The sequence below is a fragment of the Maritimibacter fusiformis genome, from assembly GCF_008086115.1.
GTDB classification, from domain to species: Bacteria; Pseudomonadota; Alphaproteobacteria; order Rhodobacterales; family Rhodobacteraceae; genus Muriiphilus; species Muriiphilus fusiformis.
In genome coordinates this window covers 239,166-257,125 of sequence record NZ_VSIY01000004.1, presented here as the reverse complement: position 1 = coordinate 257,125, position 17,960 = coordinate 239,166, and the positions used below count along the sequence as shown (strand labels likewise).

Below are 17,960 nucleotides of genomic sequence, written 5' to 3'. Positions count from 1 at the left end.
CTTATCCACCCCGGAAATCACGATTTTTTTCCTTGCCTCGCGAAGCAGTGATGTCGCAAACAGACAAGTCGGTTTGATCATTCCTTGCCGGAACGGCGGAGGCTGTCCGGATCGGAGGGTGTCGCAGATCCTCGACTCGCGGCGAAGTCCCTGAAACGGCGCCAGAAATTGCACGCCTGCTGTCGCTGTCGCTCAAACAACGAAGCTACGCTCGAACGGGGCAAAAAGCAACTTTCTTGCGTGTCGGAGGTCAGTCCGCCGGCCCGCCATGCCGCAGCATGTCCTCATGCGCCACGATCACACCGCCCGCGCCGGTTTGCGTGGTCTTGAGCACCCGCATGATGCCGACCAGGTTGTCATCACGCAGCCGCTCGAGCTCGCGGACCGACATATGCCCGGATTGCGCGTCGGACTGGCCGGCGATCAGGTCGACAAGCTCATCGGTAAAGGCGGGCACGTCCATGAGCTTGGTCCAGGGCCATGACAAGGCCGGGCCGAATTGCGCCATGAAGTGCTTCATCCCCGCCTCGCCACCGGCGATCCGGTAGGTCTCGAACAGCCCCATCTGTGCCCAGCGCAGGCCGAACCCCATGCGAATGGCCTCGTCGATCTCTTCGGTGGTGGCGATGCCGTCCTTGACCAGCCACAGGCTTTCGCGCCAGACCGCCTCGAGCAGCCGGTCCGCGATATGCGCGGCAATCTCACGACGCAATGTCAGGGGATACATGCCGATGGCGCGCAGGATGTCGGCGGCGCGGGCGGTGCTGTCGGGCGCGCCGACCAGTTCCACCAGCGGCAGCAGATAGACCGGGTTGAACGGATGCGCGACGATCGCCCGCGCGCCCTGTGAATTCAACTCGGACGGCTTGAAGCCCGAGGTGGACGACCCGATCACCGCATCCGCCGGCGCATGGTCGCAGATCGTGCCCAGCACCCGGTGCTTGAGGTCGAGCCGCTCCGGCACGCTTTCCTGCACCCAATCCGCCCCGGCGACCGCGCTGGCCAGGTCGTCGTGCCAGTCAAGCCGCCCCTCGCCCGGCAGGTCGGTGTCGTAGAGGGCGGGCAGACTGCGGCGGGCATTGTCGAGAACCTCGGTGACCTTGCGCCCGGCTTCGGGATCGGGGTCGAACAGGGCCACGTCCCAGCCCGCCAGCAGGAACCGCGCGGCCCAGCCGCCGCCGATCACGCCGCCTCCGACGATGGCCGCCCGGCTCATCGCGGCGCCCTCTTGACCAGACCGAGCCGCTCGCGCACGGCCTCGGGGCCGATCACCCGCGCGCCCAGCCGCTCGACGATCCCGACCGCGCGGTCGACCAGTTGCGCGTTGGTCGCCAGCACGCCCTTGTCGAGAAACAGGTTGTCCTCCAGCCCGACCCGAACGTTGCCACCCGCCAGCACCGAGGCGGCGACGAACGGCATCTGGTCGCGCCCCAGGCTGAAGGCCGACCAGGTCCAGTCGTCGGGCACCGCATTGACCATCGCCAGAAAGGTGTTCAGGTCATTGGGCGCCCCCCACGGCACCCCCATGCAAAGCTGCACCAGTGCGGGCGGGGCCAGCGTGCCCTCGCGCACCAGTTCGCGCGCGAACCACAAATGCCCGGTGTCGAACGCCTCGATCTCGGGCCTGATACCAAGCTCGGTCATCGCCTGCCCCATCGCGCGCAACATGCCCGGCGTGTTGGTCATGACATAGTCGGCCTCGGCGAAATTCATCGTGCCGCAGTCCAGCGTGCAGATCTCCGGCAGGCACTCGGCGACATGCACCAGGCGATCCTGCGCGCCGATCATGTCGGTGCCCTCGGGGTTCAGCGGCAGGGGCGCGTCGGGCGGACCGAACACGATGTCGCCGCCCATCCCCGCGGTCAGGTTCAGGACCACGTCGACATCGGCGTCACGGATGCGCTCGGTCACTTCGCGGTAAAGATCGGGGCGGCGTGACGGTGCGCCGGTGTCAGGGTCGCGGACATGGCAATGCACCACCGCCGCCCCCGCCCGTGCCGCCGCGATGGCGCTGTCGGCAATCTCGCGCGGCGTGCGCGGCACATGCGGCGAGCGGTCCTGCGTCGCCCCCGAGCCGGTCACGGCACAGGTGATGAAAACGTCGCGGTTCATGGCAAGGGGCATCGGCGGTCTCCTCTGGTTGCGGCAGGACCGACCCGACCCTGCCCCAGACGCGACCGACCCCACAACCGGATTCCCGCCGCTTGACTTGGCGGGAAGCGTCGTGGTGGTGTGACTGCCATTGCCGAAATCAGCCCAAACCATGCAAAAGGACCGGACATGAGCGTGACCCTTGCCGATATTCTGGCCGCGCAACGGGTGATCCGGGGCCAGGCGGATATGACACCGCTGGTGCCCTCGCCCTTCCTGACCCAACGCGCCGGGCATGAAGTTCTTCTCAAGCTCGAAATCGCCCAGCCGATCGGGGCCTTCAAGCTGCGCGGCGCGCTCAACGCGGTCATGGCGCTGCCCAAGGGCACTGCCGGCGTAACCTGCTGTTCCACCGGCAATCACGGGCGCGGCGTGGCCTATTCCGCCCGGCTGCGCGGGTTGCGCGCGGTGATTTGCATGTCCGAGCTTGTGCCCCAGGCCAAGATCGACGGCATCCGCGCGCTGGGGGCCGAGGTGCTGATCCACGGCCGCTCGCAGGACGAAGCACAAGAGGCGGCGACGCGGCTGGTCGCCGAGGAAGGGCTGGTCGAGATCCCGCCCTTCGACGACCCGAAGGTGATCGCCGGGCAAGGCATCATCGGGCTGGAACTGCTCGAGGCGCGGCCCGATCTCAACAGCATCCTCGTGCCGCTCTCGGGGGGCGGGCTGGCGGCAGGCATCGCGGTCGCGGTCAAGGCGATGGACCCCGATATCCGGGTGATCGGCGTGTCGATGGACCGGGGGGCGGCCATGCACGCGGCGCTGGCCGCCGGACATCCGGTCGCCGTCGACGAGGTGGCCAGCCTTGCCGACAGCCTCGGCGGCGGGCTGGGGACCGACAACCGGCACACTTTCGCGCTGTGCCGCGAGTTTCTCGACGAGACCGTGCTGGTCAGCGAGGACGACATCCGCGACGCGATGCAGGTGCTCTACTACGAAGACCGGATGGTGGCCGAAGGCGGCGCGGTGGTCGGAATCGCGGCGCTTCTGACCGGCAAGGTCACGGCGCGCGGGCCGGTGGCGACGGTGATCACCGGGCGCAACCCCGACATGAAGATGTTCACCCGGATCGTCACCGGGCAGGACGTGGCGCTGGGCGATCTGGTGGTGAAGGGCAAAGCCTATGGCGCATGACATCCGCATCGTGACCGAGGCCGAATTGCGCAAGGCCGTGCCCCTCGACCATGCGGCCGTCGACGTGGTGGAGCGCGCCTTTGCCGCGCTTGGCGCGGGCAACGTGGTGATGCCGCCGATCCTGTCGATGGACCTGCCCGAGGCCAATGGCGAGGTTGATGTGAAAACCGCCTATATCCCCGGCTTCGACGGGTTCGCGATCAAGGTCAGCCCCGGTTTCTTCGACAACCCCAAGCTGGGCTTGCCCAGCCTCAACGGGCTGATGATCCTGTTCTCATCGACCACCGGGCTGGTTCAGGCGGTGTTTCTCGACAACGGATATCTCACCGACATCCGCACCGCCGCCGCCGGCGCGGTGGCCGCGCGCCACCTTGCCCCCGAGGTGGTAACGACCGCCGGGGTAATCGGCACCGGCGTTCAGGCGCGTTTGCAGATCAAAGCGGCGCATCTGGTCAGGCCGTTTGGGCGGGTGCTGGTGCATGGCCGCGACCCCGACAAGGCCCAAGCCTGCGCCGCCGATCTGGCCCGCGATCTGGGGATCGAGGCCGATGTGACCGATGCCGAGGCGCTGGTGCGCAACGCGCAGCTTGTCGTCACCTCGACGCCGTCGCGCGGGCCGCTGGTCAGGGCCGAGTGGCTGCATTTGGGCCTGCACATCACCGCGATGGGGGCGGATCAGGCCGGCAAGACTGAAATTGACCCTGCGGCGCTGGCGGCGGCGGACCTTTATGTCTGCGACCGGGTCAGCCAATGCGCGGTGTCGGGCGAACTTGAGGCCGCGCGCGCCGCCGGATTGATGGCCGACACGCCGCCCGAACTTGGCGAGGTCATCACCGGCACGCACCCCGGACGCACCGCGCAGGACCAGATTACCATCTGCGACCTGACCGGCACCGGCGCGCAGGACACCGCGATCGCCAGCCATGCCGCCGGTGTGCTGGGCGATGCCGGCACGGTGATCCGGGCATGATGCGGCTCGACGCCCGCGACATCGCCATCCTGCGGGTTCTGGCGGTCGAGGGGCGCATTTCCAAGACCGACCTGGCCGCGCGCGTCGGGCTGTCGGCCACGCCGTGCTGGAACCGCCTCAAGCGGCTGGAGAAGGCCGGGCTGATCGAAGGCTACGGCGCGCGCATCAACCTCAAGAAGATCGCGCCGCATGTGACCGTGTTCGTCGCGGTCGAGCTTGCGGACCATACCGCCGCCAGCTTCCAGACCTTCGAGGCGGCGCTTGGCCGCTATGAAGAGGTGACGGCCTGCTGGGCGCTGGGGGGCGGGTTCGACTACCTGATGAAGATCGTGACCCGCGACATCGACGCCTATCAAAGACTGATCGACGACATGCTGCAGGCGCGGATCGGGCTGGCGCGGTATTTCACCTACGTGGTGACCAAGCCGGTCAAGGAGGGCGGCCCGCCGCCCTTTGGCGACCTGCTGGACAGCTGATCGCAGGGCAATTTCGAAACCTGTTCGCCCGGCAAGAGAGGAATCCTCTCCGATCCGCCACCGATTCAGCCCCGATTGCCGCCCCTGACATGCCAGAGTCTCTCCAGCAATAAGGAGGGACCATGCAGGACACAGCCATTTCCGCCCGGCGCGACATCGCCGACATGCGATTGGTGCGGGGGTTTTCCTACGTCGGCGGCAAGTGGGTCGCGGCATCGGACGGCGCGACGCTTGCGGTCACCGACCCCGCCACCGGCGACACGCTGGGCGACGTGGCCAGCCTGACGGCAGAGGATTCCGCCGCCGCCGTCGACGCCGCCCAGGCCGCCTTTGCCGCCTGGTCCTACCTGTTGCCACAGGAGCGGTCCGCGATCCTGCGGCGTTGGTTCGACCTGATGATGGCGCACAGGGACGACCTCGCCCTGATCATGACGCTGGAACAGGGCAAGCCCTTGTCCGAGGCCAGGGGCGAGATCGACTATGCCGCCAGTTTCGTCGAGTTCTACGCCGAGGAGGCCAAGCGCCCGAACATCGAGGGCGTGACCAGCCACCTGCACGATGCCGAGGTCGAGTTGTGGCTGGAGCCGGTGGGCGTGGCCGCGCTGATCACGCCGTGGAATTTCCCCGCCGCGATGCTGACGCGCAAGGCCGCCGCCGCGCTTGCCGCCGGTTGCACCGTCGTCGCCCACCCGGCGCATGAAACGCCCTACTGCGCGCTGGCGCTGGCGGAACTGGCCGAGCGCGCGGGCTTTCCGCCCGGCGTGTTCAACGTGGTGACCGGGCGGGCCACCACCGTTGTGCCGCCCTGGACCGATGACGCCCGGGTGCGCGCGCTGTCCTTCACCGGCTCGACCGAGGTGGGGCGCCTGCTCTACCGCGCGTCCGCCGACACGGTGAAGCGGCTGGTGATGGAGCTGGGCGGCCACGCCCCGGTGATCGTGTTCAAGAACAGCGATCTCGATCATGCGGTGGCCGAGACCATCAAGGCCAAGTTCGCCACCTCCGGGCAGGATTGCCTGGGCGCAAACCGGATCTACGTGGAACGCCCGGTCTATGACGCGTTCTGCGAGAAGTTCATCGCCGCCACGAAGGCGCTCACCATCGGCCACGGCATCGACGACCCCGACATCGGGCCGTTGATGAACCAGAAGGCCGTGGCCAAGCAGGCCGAGCATGTGGCCGATGCGCTGGAGAAAGGCGCGACGCTCGCCTGTGGCGGCAAGGTCGACGCGCTTGGCCCCTTGTTCTACCAGCCCACAGTCCTGACCGACGTGCCCGACAGCGCCGCGATCATGCGCGAGGAAACCTTCGGCCCGGTCGCGCCGATCACGCCGTTCGACACCGAGGACGAGGTGATCGCGCGGGCAAATGCCACCGAATACGGGCTGGTGGCCTATGTCCATTCGCACGACCCGCGCCGCATCTACCGGGTCAGCCGGGCGTTGCAATTCGGCATGGTCGCGGTCAACCGCACCAAGGTCACCGGCGCGCCGATCCCGTTCGGCGGCACCAAGCAATCGGGCCTGGGCCGCGAAGGCGCGCGGCGGGGCATGGAAGAATTCATGGAAATCAAATACGTCTGCCGCGACTGGGCCTGACGCAAGAAGGAAAAGACATGCTGAAGAACGACCAACTCGAAGCCTGGGACCGCGACAACTTTTTCCATCCCTCGACCCACCTGGCCGAGTTCGCCCGCGGCGATGCCCCGCAGCGCGTCATCACCGGCGGCGAGGGCTGCTATATCCAGGACCGCGAGGGCAACCGGCTGCTCGATGCCTTCGCCGGGCTTTACTGCGTCAACGTCGGCTATGGCCGCTCCGAGATCACCGAGGCGATTGCCGAGCAGGCGCGCGAACTGGCCTATTACCACGCCTATGTCGGGCATGGCACCGAGGCCTCGATCACGCTGGCCAAGATGATCCTCGACCGCGCGCCGGATCATATGTCCAAGGTCTATTTCGGCCTGTCCGGCTCGGACGCGAACGAGACCAACATCAAGCTGATCTGGTATTACAACAACATCCTGGGCCGCCCCGAGAAGAAGAAGATCATCTCGCGCTGGCGCGGCTATCACGGCTCTGGCCTGATGACCGGCTCGCTGACCGGGCTGGAGCTGTTTCACAAGAAGTTCGACCTGCCGCTGAGCCAGGTGATCCACACCGAAGCGCCCTACTATTTCCGCCGCGACGACCTGTCGATGAGCGAGGACGCCTTCACCGAGCATTGCGCCCATGAGCTTGAAGCCCTGATCGCGCGCGAGGGCGCCGACACCATCGCCGCGATGATCGGCGAGCCGGTTCTGGGCACCGGCGGCATCGTGCCGCCGCCTGCGGGATATTGGGACGCGATCCAGGCGGTGCTGGAGAAACACGACATCCTGTTGATCGCCGACGAGGTGGTGACGGGCTTTGGCCGGCTGGGCACGATGTTCGGGTCGGAACACTACGGATTGCGGCCCGACCTGATCACCATCGCCAAGGGGCTGACCTCGGCCTATGCGCCGCTGTCAGGGTCTATTGTTTCGGACAAGATGTGGGCGGTGCTGGAGCAGGGCACGGATGAGAACGGCCCGATCGGCCACGGCTGGACCTATTCCGCCCACCCGATCGGGGCGGCGGCAGGGGTGGCCAACCTGCGGCTGATCGACGAGTTGGGGCTGGTGAAGAACGCCGCTGTCGTCGGCGAGTATTTCCGCGATGCGATGGCGGACGCGCTGGGCGATCACGCCCATGTCGGCGACATTCGCGGCGAGGGGATGCTGTGTGCGGTCGAGTTCGTCAAGGACCGCGACAACCGGGAATTCTTCGAGGCCGGGGACAAGGTCGGCTACCGGATCGCGGCGGCGCTGGTCGCCGAGGGCGTGATCGGGCGGGCGATGCCGCAGGGCGATATCCTGGGCTTTGCCCCCCCGATGTGCCTGACGCGGGACGAGGCCGACATCATCGTCGCGGCCACGAAAAAGGCAGTCACGGCCGTGTTCGGCTAGAACGCCGCGCCATCGACACGCGCGAGGCGAAAAGGCCCCGCGCGCCGTCAGGTCAGGCGAAGGACCAACGCTCCATCCAGCGTTCGCCGTCCATGTCCCAATGCGACGAGAACTCGTCGCCGGTGACCACGTCCGGTCCGGTCGCGAAGACGTAGTTGGCGAACATCGGGATGATGGCGCCGCCATCGTCGTTCAGGATCGCCTGCATCTCGTAATACATCTCGCGCCGCTTGGGCTCGTCCAGTTCGGCGCGCGCCGCCACGAGAAGCTCGTTGAAGCGGGCGTTTTCCCAGTGGGTGTCGTTCCACGCCGCGCCCGAGGCATAGGCGGTGGAGAGCATCGCGTCCTCGACCGGACGGCCGCCCCAATAGACCGCCGAGAACGGGTCGTTCATCCACACATCCGACCAGTAACCGTCGTTGGGCACCCGGTTGACGTTGATGTCGATTCCCGCCGAGCTGGCCGAGTTCTGGAACAAGACCGCCGCATCGACCGCCCCGGCAAAGGCCGCGTCCGCCGCCGAGAGGGTGACGTTCAGGCTGTCGAGCCCGGCCTCCTTGAGGTAGAATTTCGCCTTGTCGGGGTCATAGGTGGTCTGCTCCAGCTCGTCGTTGTAGAACCGCTGGCCCCGTCCGATCGGGTGGTCGTTGCCGACCGAGCCATAGCCGAACAGGATTTTCTCGACCAGTTCCTCGCGGTTGATCGCGTGTTTCAGCGCCCGGCGCACGTTCACATCGGTGAACGGGTCCTTGTCGCACAGCATCGCAAAGGTGTAGTGCTGGTTGCCAGCGACCGAGTTGACCGTCAGGCCGGGATTGCGGCCCAGCAAGCCGACCGTCTTGAGGTCGAGCTTGTCGATGGCATGCACATCACCCGAGATCAGCGCCGTGGTGCGGGCGTTCAGGTCGATCACCGCCAGCATCTCGACCGCGTCGAAGAAGCCCCGGTTGTCGTCCCAGTCATCGGAAAAGCGTTCGAACCGGGCGATCACGCCGGCATCGAATTCGACCAGCTTGTAGGGGCCGCAACCGATCCCCGCGCGCCAGTCGACGCCGCGATCATCCCCCGGCGGCAGGATCGCCAGGTGATAGTCGGTGAAGGTCGCCGGGAAGTCTGCATTGCCCGCCTCGAGCGTGAAGATCACGGTCTCGCCCTCGGTGGTGATATCGGTGATCGCCTCGACCAGCGGCTTGGCGGCGGATGTCGATTGCTCGCCCCGGTGATAGTTGATCGAGGTCGCCACGTCCTCGGCAGTCACCGATTTCCCGTTGTGGAAGGTAACGCCGGGCCGGATCTTGAACCGCCATGTGGCGGCGTCGGCGGAGGCCTCCCAGCTTTCCGCCACCTGCGGCTCGATCGAGCCGTCGCGGGCGAACCCGGTCAGAAAGCCGTGGTAGCCGTGCGACGCGGCGATCATGAAGCCGTTTTCATAGGTTGCCGGGTTCAGCGTGTCGGTGGTCTGTCCGTGGCCCTTTGCGACGCGGAAGGTGCCGCCCCGCGTCTGCGCCCGGGCGGGCCGCAGGCCGGCGGCCGCCAACCCGGTGAACGCCGCCCCGGCGGTCAGCAAGGTTCGGCGGTTGAGGTTCGGTTGTGCGATCGAAATCGGCGTCCTGGTCATGGAGATCCCCTGGGTTTTTTCTTGGCGGTCAGGGCGTCGCGCAGCCCGGGCGACCGGCTGTCAATGGTTCAGGCGCGACAGTATATGTCGCTTTTAGACCGTATTGCGGCGATTTGGAACGGCTGTCGGGGATTTGCCCGAACACCCCGCCTGCCGGGGCTTCAAATCCAGGCCCCAGGCACGGTGCGGACGACAGGGGCCGAGCGGGTCGCGCAAGCCCCGAATGATGCGCCGGGGCGGGCCGCGCCAGCAGCAGCATGGCCGGTTGCCGCGCCCGCCATCCCCGGGCCGAAACCCGGCCCGTCGTCGGCGGCGCGACGTCAGGCGGCGTAGATGTTCATGTATTTCATGCAGATCACCCGCAGGCAGGACGAGATGTTCTTGTCGTTGGCGACAAGGCACTGGTCGTGGATCTGCCCGACAAGCTGCGGCAGGGTGATTCCCATCCGGTCCGACATGTCCTCGAGCACCGTCCAGAACACGCGCTCCAGCCGAATCGTCGTGCTGTGGCCGTGGATTCGAAAGCCGCGTTTCTCAGGAATGAACTCGTTGGCCTGGTCGAGCGTGCAGGATTTGAACATGTGGCCAAGAAAATCATCGGCCTCGATTTCAACGTAAATGGACATATCGTCTACATCCCGCCCGGATTCCACCTGGTTCCATGCCCGGCCGGCAGTTCGCGCGGCCCGAAACGCTATTTCGTCCTGCGCTTCGCATGTTTCCAATAATTACTACCACCTCGCCCGCCGCTGGTCCTAGGCTTTTCTCAAGGCTGCGACATTTGACGTCAGAACGGGGAGGACACTTTGCCAACCGAATTTTTCAAGAAAACCCTGGATCCGGTGATCGCACTGACCGCCATCGCCATTCTGGACATCTTCATGTTCCTCCTGATCGGCGCCTGGACGGTCGGCGGGGGCGAGACCATGATGACCGGCCTGATCGCGCAGGTCTTCATGGGCGATGAACTTGAGCGCCTGCCGTTCTGGACGCTCGTGTTCGATCCCGACCCGACCTACTGGAAGATCTACATCAGCCTCGGGATGCTGTTCGGCGCTTTCGTCAGCGCGGTTCTGTCCAAGGAATTCTACATCCGCGTGCCGCGCCGCCTGTCGGAATGGGTGATGATCACCATCGGCGGCCTGCTCATGGGCATCGGCATCCGGCTGGCCTTCGTCTGCAACGTCTCGACGTTCTTCGGCATGGGTCCGGAAATGAACATGGGCGGCTATCTGGCGATCTCCGGCATCCTGGCCGGCGCCTGGGTCGGGTCGCTGATCTACAAGAAAATCCTGGAGGGCTGAGACATGAGCGCCATCGGACAATGCCTTGTCGCTTTCGTGTTCGGATCGGTCGTCGGTCTGCTGGTTCAGCGCTCGCGGTTCTGCAACACCGCCGCCCTGCGTGACGCGATCCTGTTCAAGACCTATCGCAACACCAAGGCGCTGCTGGTCGCGATGATCATCCTGACCATCGGCTTCACCGGGTTCCTGACCATCGGCGAGGGCAACCCGATGTATTTCGACGTCGGCCTCAACACCTTCGCCGGGCTGTTCATCTTCGGCGTCGGCATGGTGCTGGCCGGGGCCTGCACGGTCTCGACCTGGGTCAAGACCGGCGAGGGCAATGTCGGCGCGCTCTGGGCGCTTCTGTTCACCTTCGTCGGGATGTTCCTGTTCTCGCTGGTCTGGTCGGTGAACTACTGGCCGCCCGCACCCGCGTCGATGACCGGCGAGCCGAACCTCGAAGCCCTCCAGCTTGGCTATGCCAACGCCGCCACGCTGCAAGAAAAACTGGGCGTCCCGGCGATCGTCTTCGGCATCGTCCAGGCCGCCGTGCTGTTCTGGATCTACCGCGCGATCCGGCGCAAGGAAGAGGCGCAGGCCGAGCGCCATCGCGAGTCACAGGCCGGCGCGGTCGCGCTCGCGCAACCCGCAGAATAAGTCACACCGACAAAAAGGGAGGACAGCATGGGACTGTTCGGAGGAAAGAAGAAAGAAGCCGCCGTCGAGACCGGCACCGCCACACTCAGCGACGGCACCGTCGTCACGCTGGCGCGCAGCATCGACTGCCTGGGCGACAGCTGCCCGAGACCGCAGTTGATGACCAAGAAGGCGGTCGGACAGATCGGCTCGGGCGAAGTCGTCGAGGTGCTGGTCGACAACCCGTCCTCGGTCGAGGCGCTGCCGCCGATGTGCGACGAGATGGGGGCGGTGCATCTGGAGACCATCCAGGCGCCGCGCTGCTGGAAAGTCTACATCCGCAAGGACTGAGGTCATGACCCCCGCAAAAATCTTCATGAATGTCTATGGCTGGGGCGCGCTGGCGATCACCGTCGTGGGCATAGGCTGGACGCTGATATCACCACCCCCCTCGATGCGGGTGGACCGGGACGGGGTGCCGCATTTCACCCCGCAGGTCATGCACCCGATCACCGACGAACCGGTCAGCATCAACGAACTGATCCGCCACTATCGCGGCGACTAGGAGACGCAGATGGATTTCGAAACCACCGCACAAATCATCCTGGGCGTTCTGGCCTTCGGGGTCATGTATGTGGCGTTCCTGCGGGATTCGCTCTGAGAGGAGGATGGGATGGACCGAACCAGCATCATATTCTGCACATCCAGCGTCCTGGCGTCGCTTGCCGTCGCCTGGATCGCCTTCCCCTTCGCCGCGCTCGACCGTGCGACGATCGAGGCGGCACGGACCCCGCAACCGGCGGAACTGATGGACGATGTGGATGTCGGCCAGGGCTTCGGCAAGCTACCCGTGATCGAGCTTATGGGCTACTATGTCGAGAACCCGCCGGTGGTCGAGGCTGGTGCCGCGGCTGCGCCGGAACTCAAGTTCGGAGGCTGCTGAGGTGAGGGTCGGCCGGATCGCAGGTCTTGCTTTGGGCGCGCTGACCCTCGCGCCGGCCCTGCCGCTCGCGGCTGGTCCCTTGGCGACGGTCAGCGATCTGCCGGATGGCGCGCGTATCGTCGACATTCGCGCCGAAGCCACCTGCGGCAAGGCCGCGCCGGACGGCGCCCGCTGCCTGCCGGCGGAGGAACTGTTCGCAGACGACACCGCGTCGCCGGTCAGTTTTCACGCCTTGCGCTGGCTTCTGGGCACGATCGGCCTTGGCGGCGACGAAACCGTCGCGATCTATCCCGCATCCGACCCGCGTGCCGAGGCGGTTGCCGCGCTGATCTACCTTGCCGGACAACGCGAGGTGGTGCTGCTGGCCGGGGCGCCTGAGCACACGGATCGCGGTGAAAGCCGCAGTTTCAGCCGCGAAGTGATCTTCACCGCCCCGATGCGCACCCAGGCGATGCGGCTGGACGCCGACGCGCCGCCGCCCCTGCAACAACTGACCGCCTTCGCGCGCGCAAGCAGCGACACCGTCGCCTTCGCGCCGGACACCTGAGCATTCGAAAGGACCGATCCGACATGGACGTGCTTTTACACATCACCACCCCCGACGCCGCCCCGGTCGCTGCAGCCCTTGGCCGCGCGCTGTCGGCGGAAGGCGCGAATTGGGGATGTTTTCTTACCAATGACGGGGTCACGGTCCTGAATGACGCCGGGTTCGTCGACGCCGCGAAGGATGCCGAGCGGATCGCGGTCTGCGAACACTCGTGGGATCTGCACATGGCGGGCCAGGACTGCCCCGCCGAACGCGGCAGCCAGACGGTCAATTCCGCCCTGATGGCCGAGGCCGGCCAGGTCGTCAGCCTGTAGGAGAGCGACATGAACGAGAAAAGCATCCTTGTCCTTGGCCGCCGCGATCACACCGAGGCGATGCGCGTGGCCGCCGGGCTGACCATCTTCGGACACGAGGTCCGGCTGGTCTTCATGACCGAACCGGTCGCCGAGAGCGACGAGAACGCGGCCCAGGCGGAACTGCTGGAGCTGAGCGACATCGAGCCGGAAACCACCGTCAAGGCAATGGCGAACGACCTGCCGTATCTCGACGCCGCGGCGCTGGGGCAGGCCATCGCCGCAGCCGACCGCGTGGTCAATATCTGAGGGGCACGGGCATGACGACGATACTGGAACTCAAGACTGGACTGTTTCCCGACGCCGAGCGCGTCGCGGAAGCGGTCGAGACGCTAGGGGGCACGCTGACCGTCGCGCGTGCCGATACGACCGGGCTTGCACCGGACGACACAGACGGCTGGGCGGCGGTGGCGCGGGCAATCCTGTCCGCCGATCTCATCGTGACGCTGTAAGGGGCGCGCTGCCCCGATCCGATACCAAGGGAGGACCAAAATGAAACACCTACAACACTCACTGCGGGCGCTGGTGGCAACGCTGGCCATGCTGATTGCGCTGGTTGCCACTCCGGCACTGGCCGCCGATCCGCTGGTCGATGTCGACTGGGTCAAGGCCAACATCGGCGCCGAGGGCGTCGTGTTCCTCGATTCGCGCGGCTCGACCGACTATCTGCGCGGGCATATTCCGGGCGCGGTCAACACCAACTACGGCAAGGACGGCTGGCGTGTCGGCGCGGATGGCGTGCCGGGCATGTTCCCGGCCGACCCCTCGGCGCTGGCGGCCCATATCGGCGCGCTCGGCATCGGCAACGACACCCACGTGGTGCTGGTTCCGGCCGGTGCGGACTCGTCGGAGATGGGCACCGCGACGCGGATGTACTGGACCTTCAAGGTTCTGGGCCATGACAACGTCTCGATCCTGAACGGCGGCATGGGGGCCTACCTGGCCGAGGTGGATGCCGACAAGAACCCGGTCAACCCGCTCGACAAGGGTGCGGTCGAGGCCACGCCGGCGACCTTCACCGTGGCGCTGCGCGAGGAAATGCTGCTCGACGAGGCCGAAGTGCAGGCCGCGATCGACGCCGGCGCCCTGCCGGTCGATAACCGCACCGCCGACCAGTTCCTCGGCGTCAACCGCCACGGCGCCTCGAAGGCCTCCGGCACCATCCCCGGCGCGGTCAACCTGCCGCAAAGCTGGATGACGGAAAACGGCGGCGGCACCTTCCGCGACGCCGCGACGCTGGCCAAGCTCTACGAGGCGGCGGGCGTGCCGACCACCGGCGACCAGGTCACCTTCTGCAACACCGGGCACTGGGCCTCGATCGGTTGGTTCGTGTCGTCCGAGATCCTGGGCAACAAGCAGGCGCAGATGTATGACGGGTCGATGACGGCCTGGACCGCTGCCGGAATGCCGGTGGAACAAGCCATCGCCGCGCAATAAGGGCGGAGGACCGGCCCATGACGCGCAAGCGTCACGGCATTGCAAGAACACGGGTGGCCGCAGCGCTTGATCGCGTTGCGGCCACGCTCCTGTTGGTCGGGCTGACGGGGCCCGCCGCGGCCGATCCCGGCCTTGACTGGTCGGCGACGCAGATCCTGCCGGCCGAGTTGCGGGTGGCGCTGGGCGACGTTGTGCGCCTTGACGACAGAACCCTGCCCCCGCGCCATGCCGAGGGTCTGACCGCCCGCATCGAGGGTGCCCTGGGCCTCCTGCCCTGGCTGCTATTGAAGGCCGGTGACGAGGACGGGGCCGCCGCGCTGACCGTCTGGACCGACCGGTCCTTCGACACCGCCGCCGACCGCGCCGCACTAGCCGGGCTGTTGCAAACGCTGTCCTCGGACCACCCGCTCGCGCTGGCCGCACGCTTGAACATTCCCCCGCCCGGCGCCGACCTGGCCGAGGCGGAGGCGATCCACCAGGCCTATTGCATGGGCTGCCACGACGGTTTCGGCAACGGCGACCCCGACATGCCCCTGCCGGGCCGCGACCTGCGCCTGATGGCCCGCGAGGAGGCGGACGAGGTCTTTCTGTCGCGGCTCATCAACGGGGTCAAAGGCGACGCGAGCATTGCATTCGTGAACCCCCTGACCGAGCGTCAGGTGGTGGCGCTGTGGGCCTACTACCGCACCGCGGAAATCCACGGAGACGACGGGTAATCGCTAGCCTTCGGGCAGGCGCCGGGCGACGATCGCGGCCAGCAGGCGGGCGCCGTGGATCAGGGCGTCGTCATTGAAGTCATAGGCCGGGCTGTGCAGCGGGGCCGACGCCTCGCCATTGCCGATAAAGGCGAAACAGCCGGGAACATGGGCCAGAAACCGCGCGAAATCCTCCGACGCGGTCATCGGCGCGGCCTCTACATCGACCGCCGCCGAGACCGGGCGCGCCGCCTCGGCGACGGCGGCGGTCAAGTCCGCATCGTTGAGCAGCGGCACGAATTCCCGGCGATAGCTGACATCGGCCTCGATTCCGTGCTGCGCCGCCACGCCAGCCGCGATGCGCCGCATCTGCTCTTCGATCCGCGCCGAAACTTCGGACCGGAAACTGCGCACATCGCCCCGGATGACCGCCCGGCCCGGCAGCACATTGCGCGCGCCGTCCGTGGTCAATTCGGTCACCGACAACACCGCCACATCGGCGGGGTCGAGGCGGCGTGACACGATGGAATGCAGCGCCTGCACCAGCCCTGCTGCGGGCAGCATGACCTCGCGCGCCCGGTGTGGCTGCGCCGCATGGCCGCCCTGCCCATTCAGCGTGATCTCGAAGATATCCTCGGCCGACATGATCGCACCGGCGCGGGTCTCGACATGCCCCACCGGCAGGCCGGGCAGGTTGTGCAGCCCATAGATCTCGTCGAACGGAAACCGCGACAACAGGCCGTCGTCCAGCATCGCCTGCGCGCCGCAGCCCCATTCCTCGGCAGGCTGAAAGACAAGGCGCAGGGTGCCGTCGAACCCGCCCTCTTGCGCCAGCAGGCCGGCCGCGCCGAGCAGCATCGCGGTGTGGCCGTCATGGCCGCAGGCGTGCATCGTGCCGGGGGTGGCCGAGGCCCAGTCCGCCCCGGTCGCCTCGTCGATGCGCAGCGCGTCCATGTCGGCACGCAGGGCAATGGCCCGGTTCGAGCCGCCGCGCGCCAGTGTGCCGACCACGCCGGTTCCGCCGATGCCCTCGGCCACATCGAAACCAAGGTCGCGCAACGTCCGGGCAACGAAGGCCGCGGTGCGGTGTTCCTCGAAACCGAACTCGGGATGGCGGTGCAGATCACGGCGCCAGCCGGTCATGGTTCGGTGAAGGTCTGACCGGTCGTTCATCTCTGCCCCATCTGGCGCTACCTGCCCGACCCGAGCGTTCCACGACCGCTCGCACCGGGTCAAGCGTCGCCAAGGCGGAGTCATGGCCGATGACCGGCGGTGCCGCGATCGCTTTTCACAGGAACGGAGTTTTGGTGGAGCCTAGGGGGGTCGAACCCCTGACCTCTTGCATGCCATGCAAGCGCTCTCCCAACTGAGCTAAGGCCCCATCCTTGGACGGGCATGCGCCCGTCGCTCGCGGTATGTAGGCGAGGCGCAAATGCAGTTCAAGGGGAAAAATCCGAATCCGCCGCAAGGGGGATTTCGACAGCGAGACCCCGGGCGGAACCAGCTGGAATCAAAACGGGCCGGCGCATGCGATGCGGCCCGGCCCGGTTCATTTGCGATCCGAGAGGCTCAGTCGTCGTCCGGCGCCGCCACGTCGGCGATATCGTCGAGCGAGACATCGTCATCCTCGTCGTCGTCGAGCACATCGTCCTCGAGATCGACGTCGTCGTCGTCCTCGATGATGACCTCGTCGTCGACCAGGTCGTCTTTTTCTTTTTCCTTGGCCTTCGTCGCCTTGTCGGCCTTGTCGGCAACCATGGTCCGCGAGGTCTTGCCGGTGTCGATTTCCACGACCTTGCCGGTATACGGGCTGACCACCGGGTTGGCGTTCAGGTCATAGAACCGCTTGCCGGTTTCCGGGCACACGCGCTTGGTGCCCCATTCTTCCTTGGGCATCGAATACCCCTTTCCGTCTTCAGGTCGTTCTGAGAGATTTGGTGCGATTGCCACATGTGCGAAAGGGTGTCAAAGGCTTTTCGGCGCAATGGTGAAACCATGCCGAGCCAAAGGCACGGGGAGACGGAATGGCTGAGCAGGTGGTGCTTCCCGGCGATCCGCCGATCGAGTTGACGCTGAGGCCGTCGGCGCGGGCGCGGCGGCTGTCGCTTCGGGTATCGTCGCTCGATGGCCGCGTCACCCTTACGGTCCCGCGCGGCATCGGTCAGCGCGCGGCGCTGGCCTTCGCCCGCGACAAGGCCGAGTGGATTCGCGGCCATCTGGAGGCGCGTGCCGTCGATGTGCGCCCGATGCCCGGCGAGATGCTGCCGCTGCATGGCACACCGCACCGGATCGTCGCCGGCAGCGGTCGGGCGGTGCGGTTGGGCGCGGGCGTGATCCATGTGCCCGAGACCGGGGCCGAGGCGACGCCGGCCCGGCTGGCGGCGTTCCTCAAGCTCAGGGCGCGCGACGCGCTGGTCGAGGCATCCGCGCGCCACGCCGATGCCCTTGGCCGCCCGCATGGCCGGATCACCCTGCGCGACACCCGGTCGCGCTGGGGCTCATGCAGCGCCCAGGGCAACCTGATGTTCTCGTGGCGGCTGGTGATGGCGCCGCCCGAGGTGCTGGACTACGTCGCCGCGCACGAAGTGGCGCATCTGGCCGAGATGAACCATTCCCCCGCCTTCTGGCGCGTGGTCGAGAGGCTGACCCCGGATCACCAGGCGCCGCGCCGCTGGTTGCGGCGCAAAGGCGCGGAGTTGCACCGGTATCGCTTCCGCGATTGACGCGG

General features: G+C 66.8%; 22 protein-coding genes, 1 tRNA gene and 1 pseudogene. 17 read left to right on the top strand and 7 right to left on the bottom strand.

Features of this window, described 5'->3' with window-relative positions; all coding sequences use genetic code 11:
- Positions 1-262 precede the first annotated feature (262 nt).
- Positions 263-1,216, bottom strand: a pseudogene (locus tag FVF75_RS05340) (3-hydroxyacyl-CoA dehydrogenase NAD-binding domain-containing protein); the annotation flags it as partial.
- Positions 1,213-2,124 carry a 3-dehydrocarnitine:acetyl-CoA trimethylamine transferase BcoG gene (gene bcoG, locus FVF75_RS05335; RefSeq protein ID WP_148376916.1) on the bottom strand — a complete coding sequence of 304 codons (912 nt, stop codon included), beginning with the start codon at positions 2,122-2,124 and terminating at the stop codon, positions 1,213-1,215. The pseudogene FVF75_RS05340 and the gene bcoG, both read right to left, overlap by 4 nt.
- Positions 2,125-2,280: 156 nt before the next feature.
- Between bcoG and eutB the strand changes: the two genes are divergently transcribed.
- The 5 genes from eutB (at position 2,281) to FVF75_RS05310 (ending at position 7,717) form a co-directional block, all read left to right on the top strand.
- On the top strand, positions 2,281-3,285 hold the full coding sequence (gene eutB / locus FVF75_RS05330; RefSeq protein ID WP_148376915.1) for a hydroxyectoine utilization dehydratase EutB: 1,005 nt from the start codon (positions 2,281-2,283) through the stop codon (positions 3,283-3,285).
- Positions 3,275-4,255, top strand: coding sequence for a cyclodeaminase (locus tag FVF75_RS05325; RefSeq protein ID WP_148376914.1), 981 nt, complete (start codon positions 3,275-3,277; stop codon positions 4,253-4,255). Before eutB ends, FVF75_RS05325 begins: the two co-directional genes overlap by 11 nt.
- Positions 4,255-4,731: an Lrp/AsnC family transcriptional regulator gene (locus FVF75_RS05320; RefSeq protein ID WP_148377356.1), complete on the top strand. Its 477-nt coding sequence runs from the start codon at positions 4,255-4,257 to the stop codon at positions 4,729-4,731. Before FVF75_RS05325 ends, FVF75_RS05320 begins: the two co-directional genes overlap by 1 nt.
- A 122-nt stretch (positions 4,732-4,853) precedes the next feature.
- Positions 4,854-6,329 (top strand): NAD-dependent succinate-semialdehyde dehydrogenase, encoded by a 1,476-nt coding sequence (locus FVF75_RS05315; protein ID WP_148376913.1) that lies wholly within the window; start codon positions 4,854-4,856, stop codon positions 6,327-6,329.
- A gap of 17 nt (positions 6,330-6,346) precedes the next feature.
- Positions 6,347-7,717, top strand: a complete 1,371-nt coding sequence (locus FVF75_RS05310) for an aspartate aminotransferase family protein (protein ID WP_148376912.1) — start codon at positions 6,347-6,349, stop codon at positions 7,715-7,717.
- Between the two features lie 52 nt (positions 7,718-7,769).
- On the opposite strand, the gene FVF75_RS05305 is transcribed toward FVF75_RS05310, so the two are convergent.
- A complete protein-coding gene (locus tag FVF75_RS05305) occupies positions 7,770-9,335 on the bottom strand; it encodes an ABC transporter substrate-binding protein (RefSeq protein WP_148376911.1) in 1,566 nt (521 codons plus the stop codon).
- Between the two features lie 320 nt (positions 9,336-9,655).
- A complete protein-coding gene (locus tag FVF75_RS05300; RefSeq protein WP_148376910.1) occupies positions 9,656-9,961 on the bottom strand; it encodes a ribbon-helix-helix domain-containing protein in 306 nt (101 codons plus the stop codon).
- Positions 9,962-10,141: 180 nt separating this feature from the next.
- Here FVF75_RS05300 and FVF75_RS05295 point away from each other — a divergent pair, with 180 nt between their 5' ends.
- The 11 genes from FVF75_RS05295 (at position 10,142) to FVF75_RS05245 (ending at position 15,253) form a co-directional block, all read left to right on the top strand.
- Positions 10,142-10,639, top strand: a complete 498-nt coding sequence (locus tag FVF75_RS05295; RefSeq protein WP_148376909.1) for a YeeE/YedE thiosulfate transporter family protein — start codon at positions 10,142-10,144, stop codon at positions 10,637-10,639.
- Between the two features lie 3 nt (positions 10,640-10,642).
- Positions 10,643-11,278 carry a YeeE/YedE thiosulfate transporter family protein gene (locus FVF75_RS05290; protein WP_148376908.1) on the top strand — a complete coding sequence of 212 codons (636 nt, stop codon included), beginning with the start codon at positions 10,643-10,645 and terminating at the stop codon, positions 11,276-11,278.
- 27 nt (positions 11,279-11,305) lie between these two features.
- Positions 11,306-11,608 (top strand): sulfurtransferase TusA family protein, encoded by a 303-nt coding sequence (locus FVF75_RS05285; RefSeq protein WP_148376907.1) that lies wholly within the window; start codon positions 11,306-11,308, stop codon positions 11,606-11,608.
- 4 nt (positions 11,609-11,612) lie between these two features.
- A complete protein-coding gene (locus FVF75_RS05280) occupies positions 11,613-11,822 on the top strand; it encodes a hypothetical protein (protein WP_148376906.1) in 210 nt (69 codons plus the stop codon).
- 108 nt (positions 11,823-11,930) lie between these two features.
- Positions 11,931-12,200 carry a hypothetical protein gene (locus FVF75_RS05275; protein WP_148376905.1) on the top strand — a complete coding sequence of 90 codons (270 nt, stop codon included), beginning with the start codon at positions 11,931-11,933 and terminating at the stop codon, positions 12,198-12,200.
- 1 nt (position 12,201) lies between these two features.
- On the top strand, positions 12,202-12,747 hold the full coding sequence (locus FVF75_RS05270) for a rhodanese-like domain-containing protein (RefSeq protein ID WP_148376904.1): 546 nt from the start codon (positions 12,202-12,204) through the stop codon (positions 12,745-12,747).
- 23 nt (positions 12,748-12,770) lie between these two features.
- Positions 12,771-13,061 (top strand): hypothetical protein, encoded by a 291-nt coding sequence (locus FVF75_RS05265; RefSeq protein WP_148376903.1) that lies wholly within the window; start codon positions 12,771-12,773, stop codon positions 13,059-13,061.
- A gap of 9 nt (positions 13,062-13,070) precedes the next feature.
- Positions 13,071-13,349, top strand: a complete 279-nt coding sequence (locus FVF75_RS05260; protein WP_148376902.1) for a hypothetical protein — start codon at positions 13,071-13,073, stop codon at positions 13,347-13,349.
- An 11-nt stretch (positions 13,350-13,360) separates the two neighbouring features.
- Positions 13,361-13,552, top strand: coding sequence for a hypothetical protein (locus FVF75_RS05255; RefSeq protein WP_148376901.1), 192 nt, complete (start codon positions 13,361-13,363; stop codon positions 13,550-13,552).
- A gap of 40 nt (positions 13,553-13,592) precedes the next feature.
- Positions 13,593-14,537 carry a sulfurtransferase gene (locus tag FVF75_RS05250; protein ID WP_148376900.1) on the top strand — a complete coding sequence of 315 codons (945 nt, stop codon included), beginning with the start codon at positions 13,593-13,595 and terminating at the stop codon, positions 14,535-14,537.
- A 17-nt stretch (positions 14,538-14,554) separates the two neighbouring features.
- Positions 14,555-15,253 (top strand): c-type cytochrome, encoded by a 699-nt coding sequence (locus FVF75_RS05245; protein ID WP_148376899.1) that lies wholly within the window; start codon positions 14,555-14,557, stop codon positions 15,251-15,253.
- 3 nt (positions 15,254-15,256) lie between these two features.
- Here FVF75_RS05245 and FVF75_RS05240 read toward each other — a convergent pair whose 3' ends face one another.
- From FVF75_RS05240 to FVF75_RS05230, 3 genes are all read right to left on the bottom strand, one after another.
- A complete protein-coding gene (locus FVF75_RS05240) occupies positions 15,257-16,375 on the bottom strand; it encodes an amidohydrolase (protein ID WP_246138003.1) in 1,119 nt (372 codons plus the stop codon).
- A gap of 162 nt (positions 16,376-16,537) precedes the next feature.
- Positions 16,538-16,613, bottom strand: a tRNA-Ala gene (locus tag FVF75_RS05235).
- A 188-nt stretch (positions 16,614-16,801) separates the two neighbouring features.
- Complete coding sequence (locus FVF75_RS05230; protein ID WP_148376897.1) at positions 16,802-17,128, bottom strand: TIGR02300 family protein; 327 nt, start codon at positions 17,126-17,128, stop codon at positions 16,802-16,804.
- Positions 17,129-17,256: 128 nt separating this feature from the next.
- Here FVF75_RS05230 and FVF75_RS05225 point away from each other — a divergent pair, with 128 nt between their 5' ends.
- A complete protein-coding gene (locus FVF75_RS05225) occupies positions 17,257-17,955 on the top strand; it encodes a M48 family metallopeptidase (protein WP_148376896.1) in 699 nt (232 codons plus the stop codon).
- The last annotated feature ends 5 nt before the right edge of the window (positions 17,956-17,960 follow it).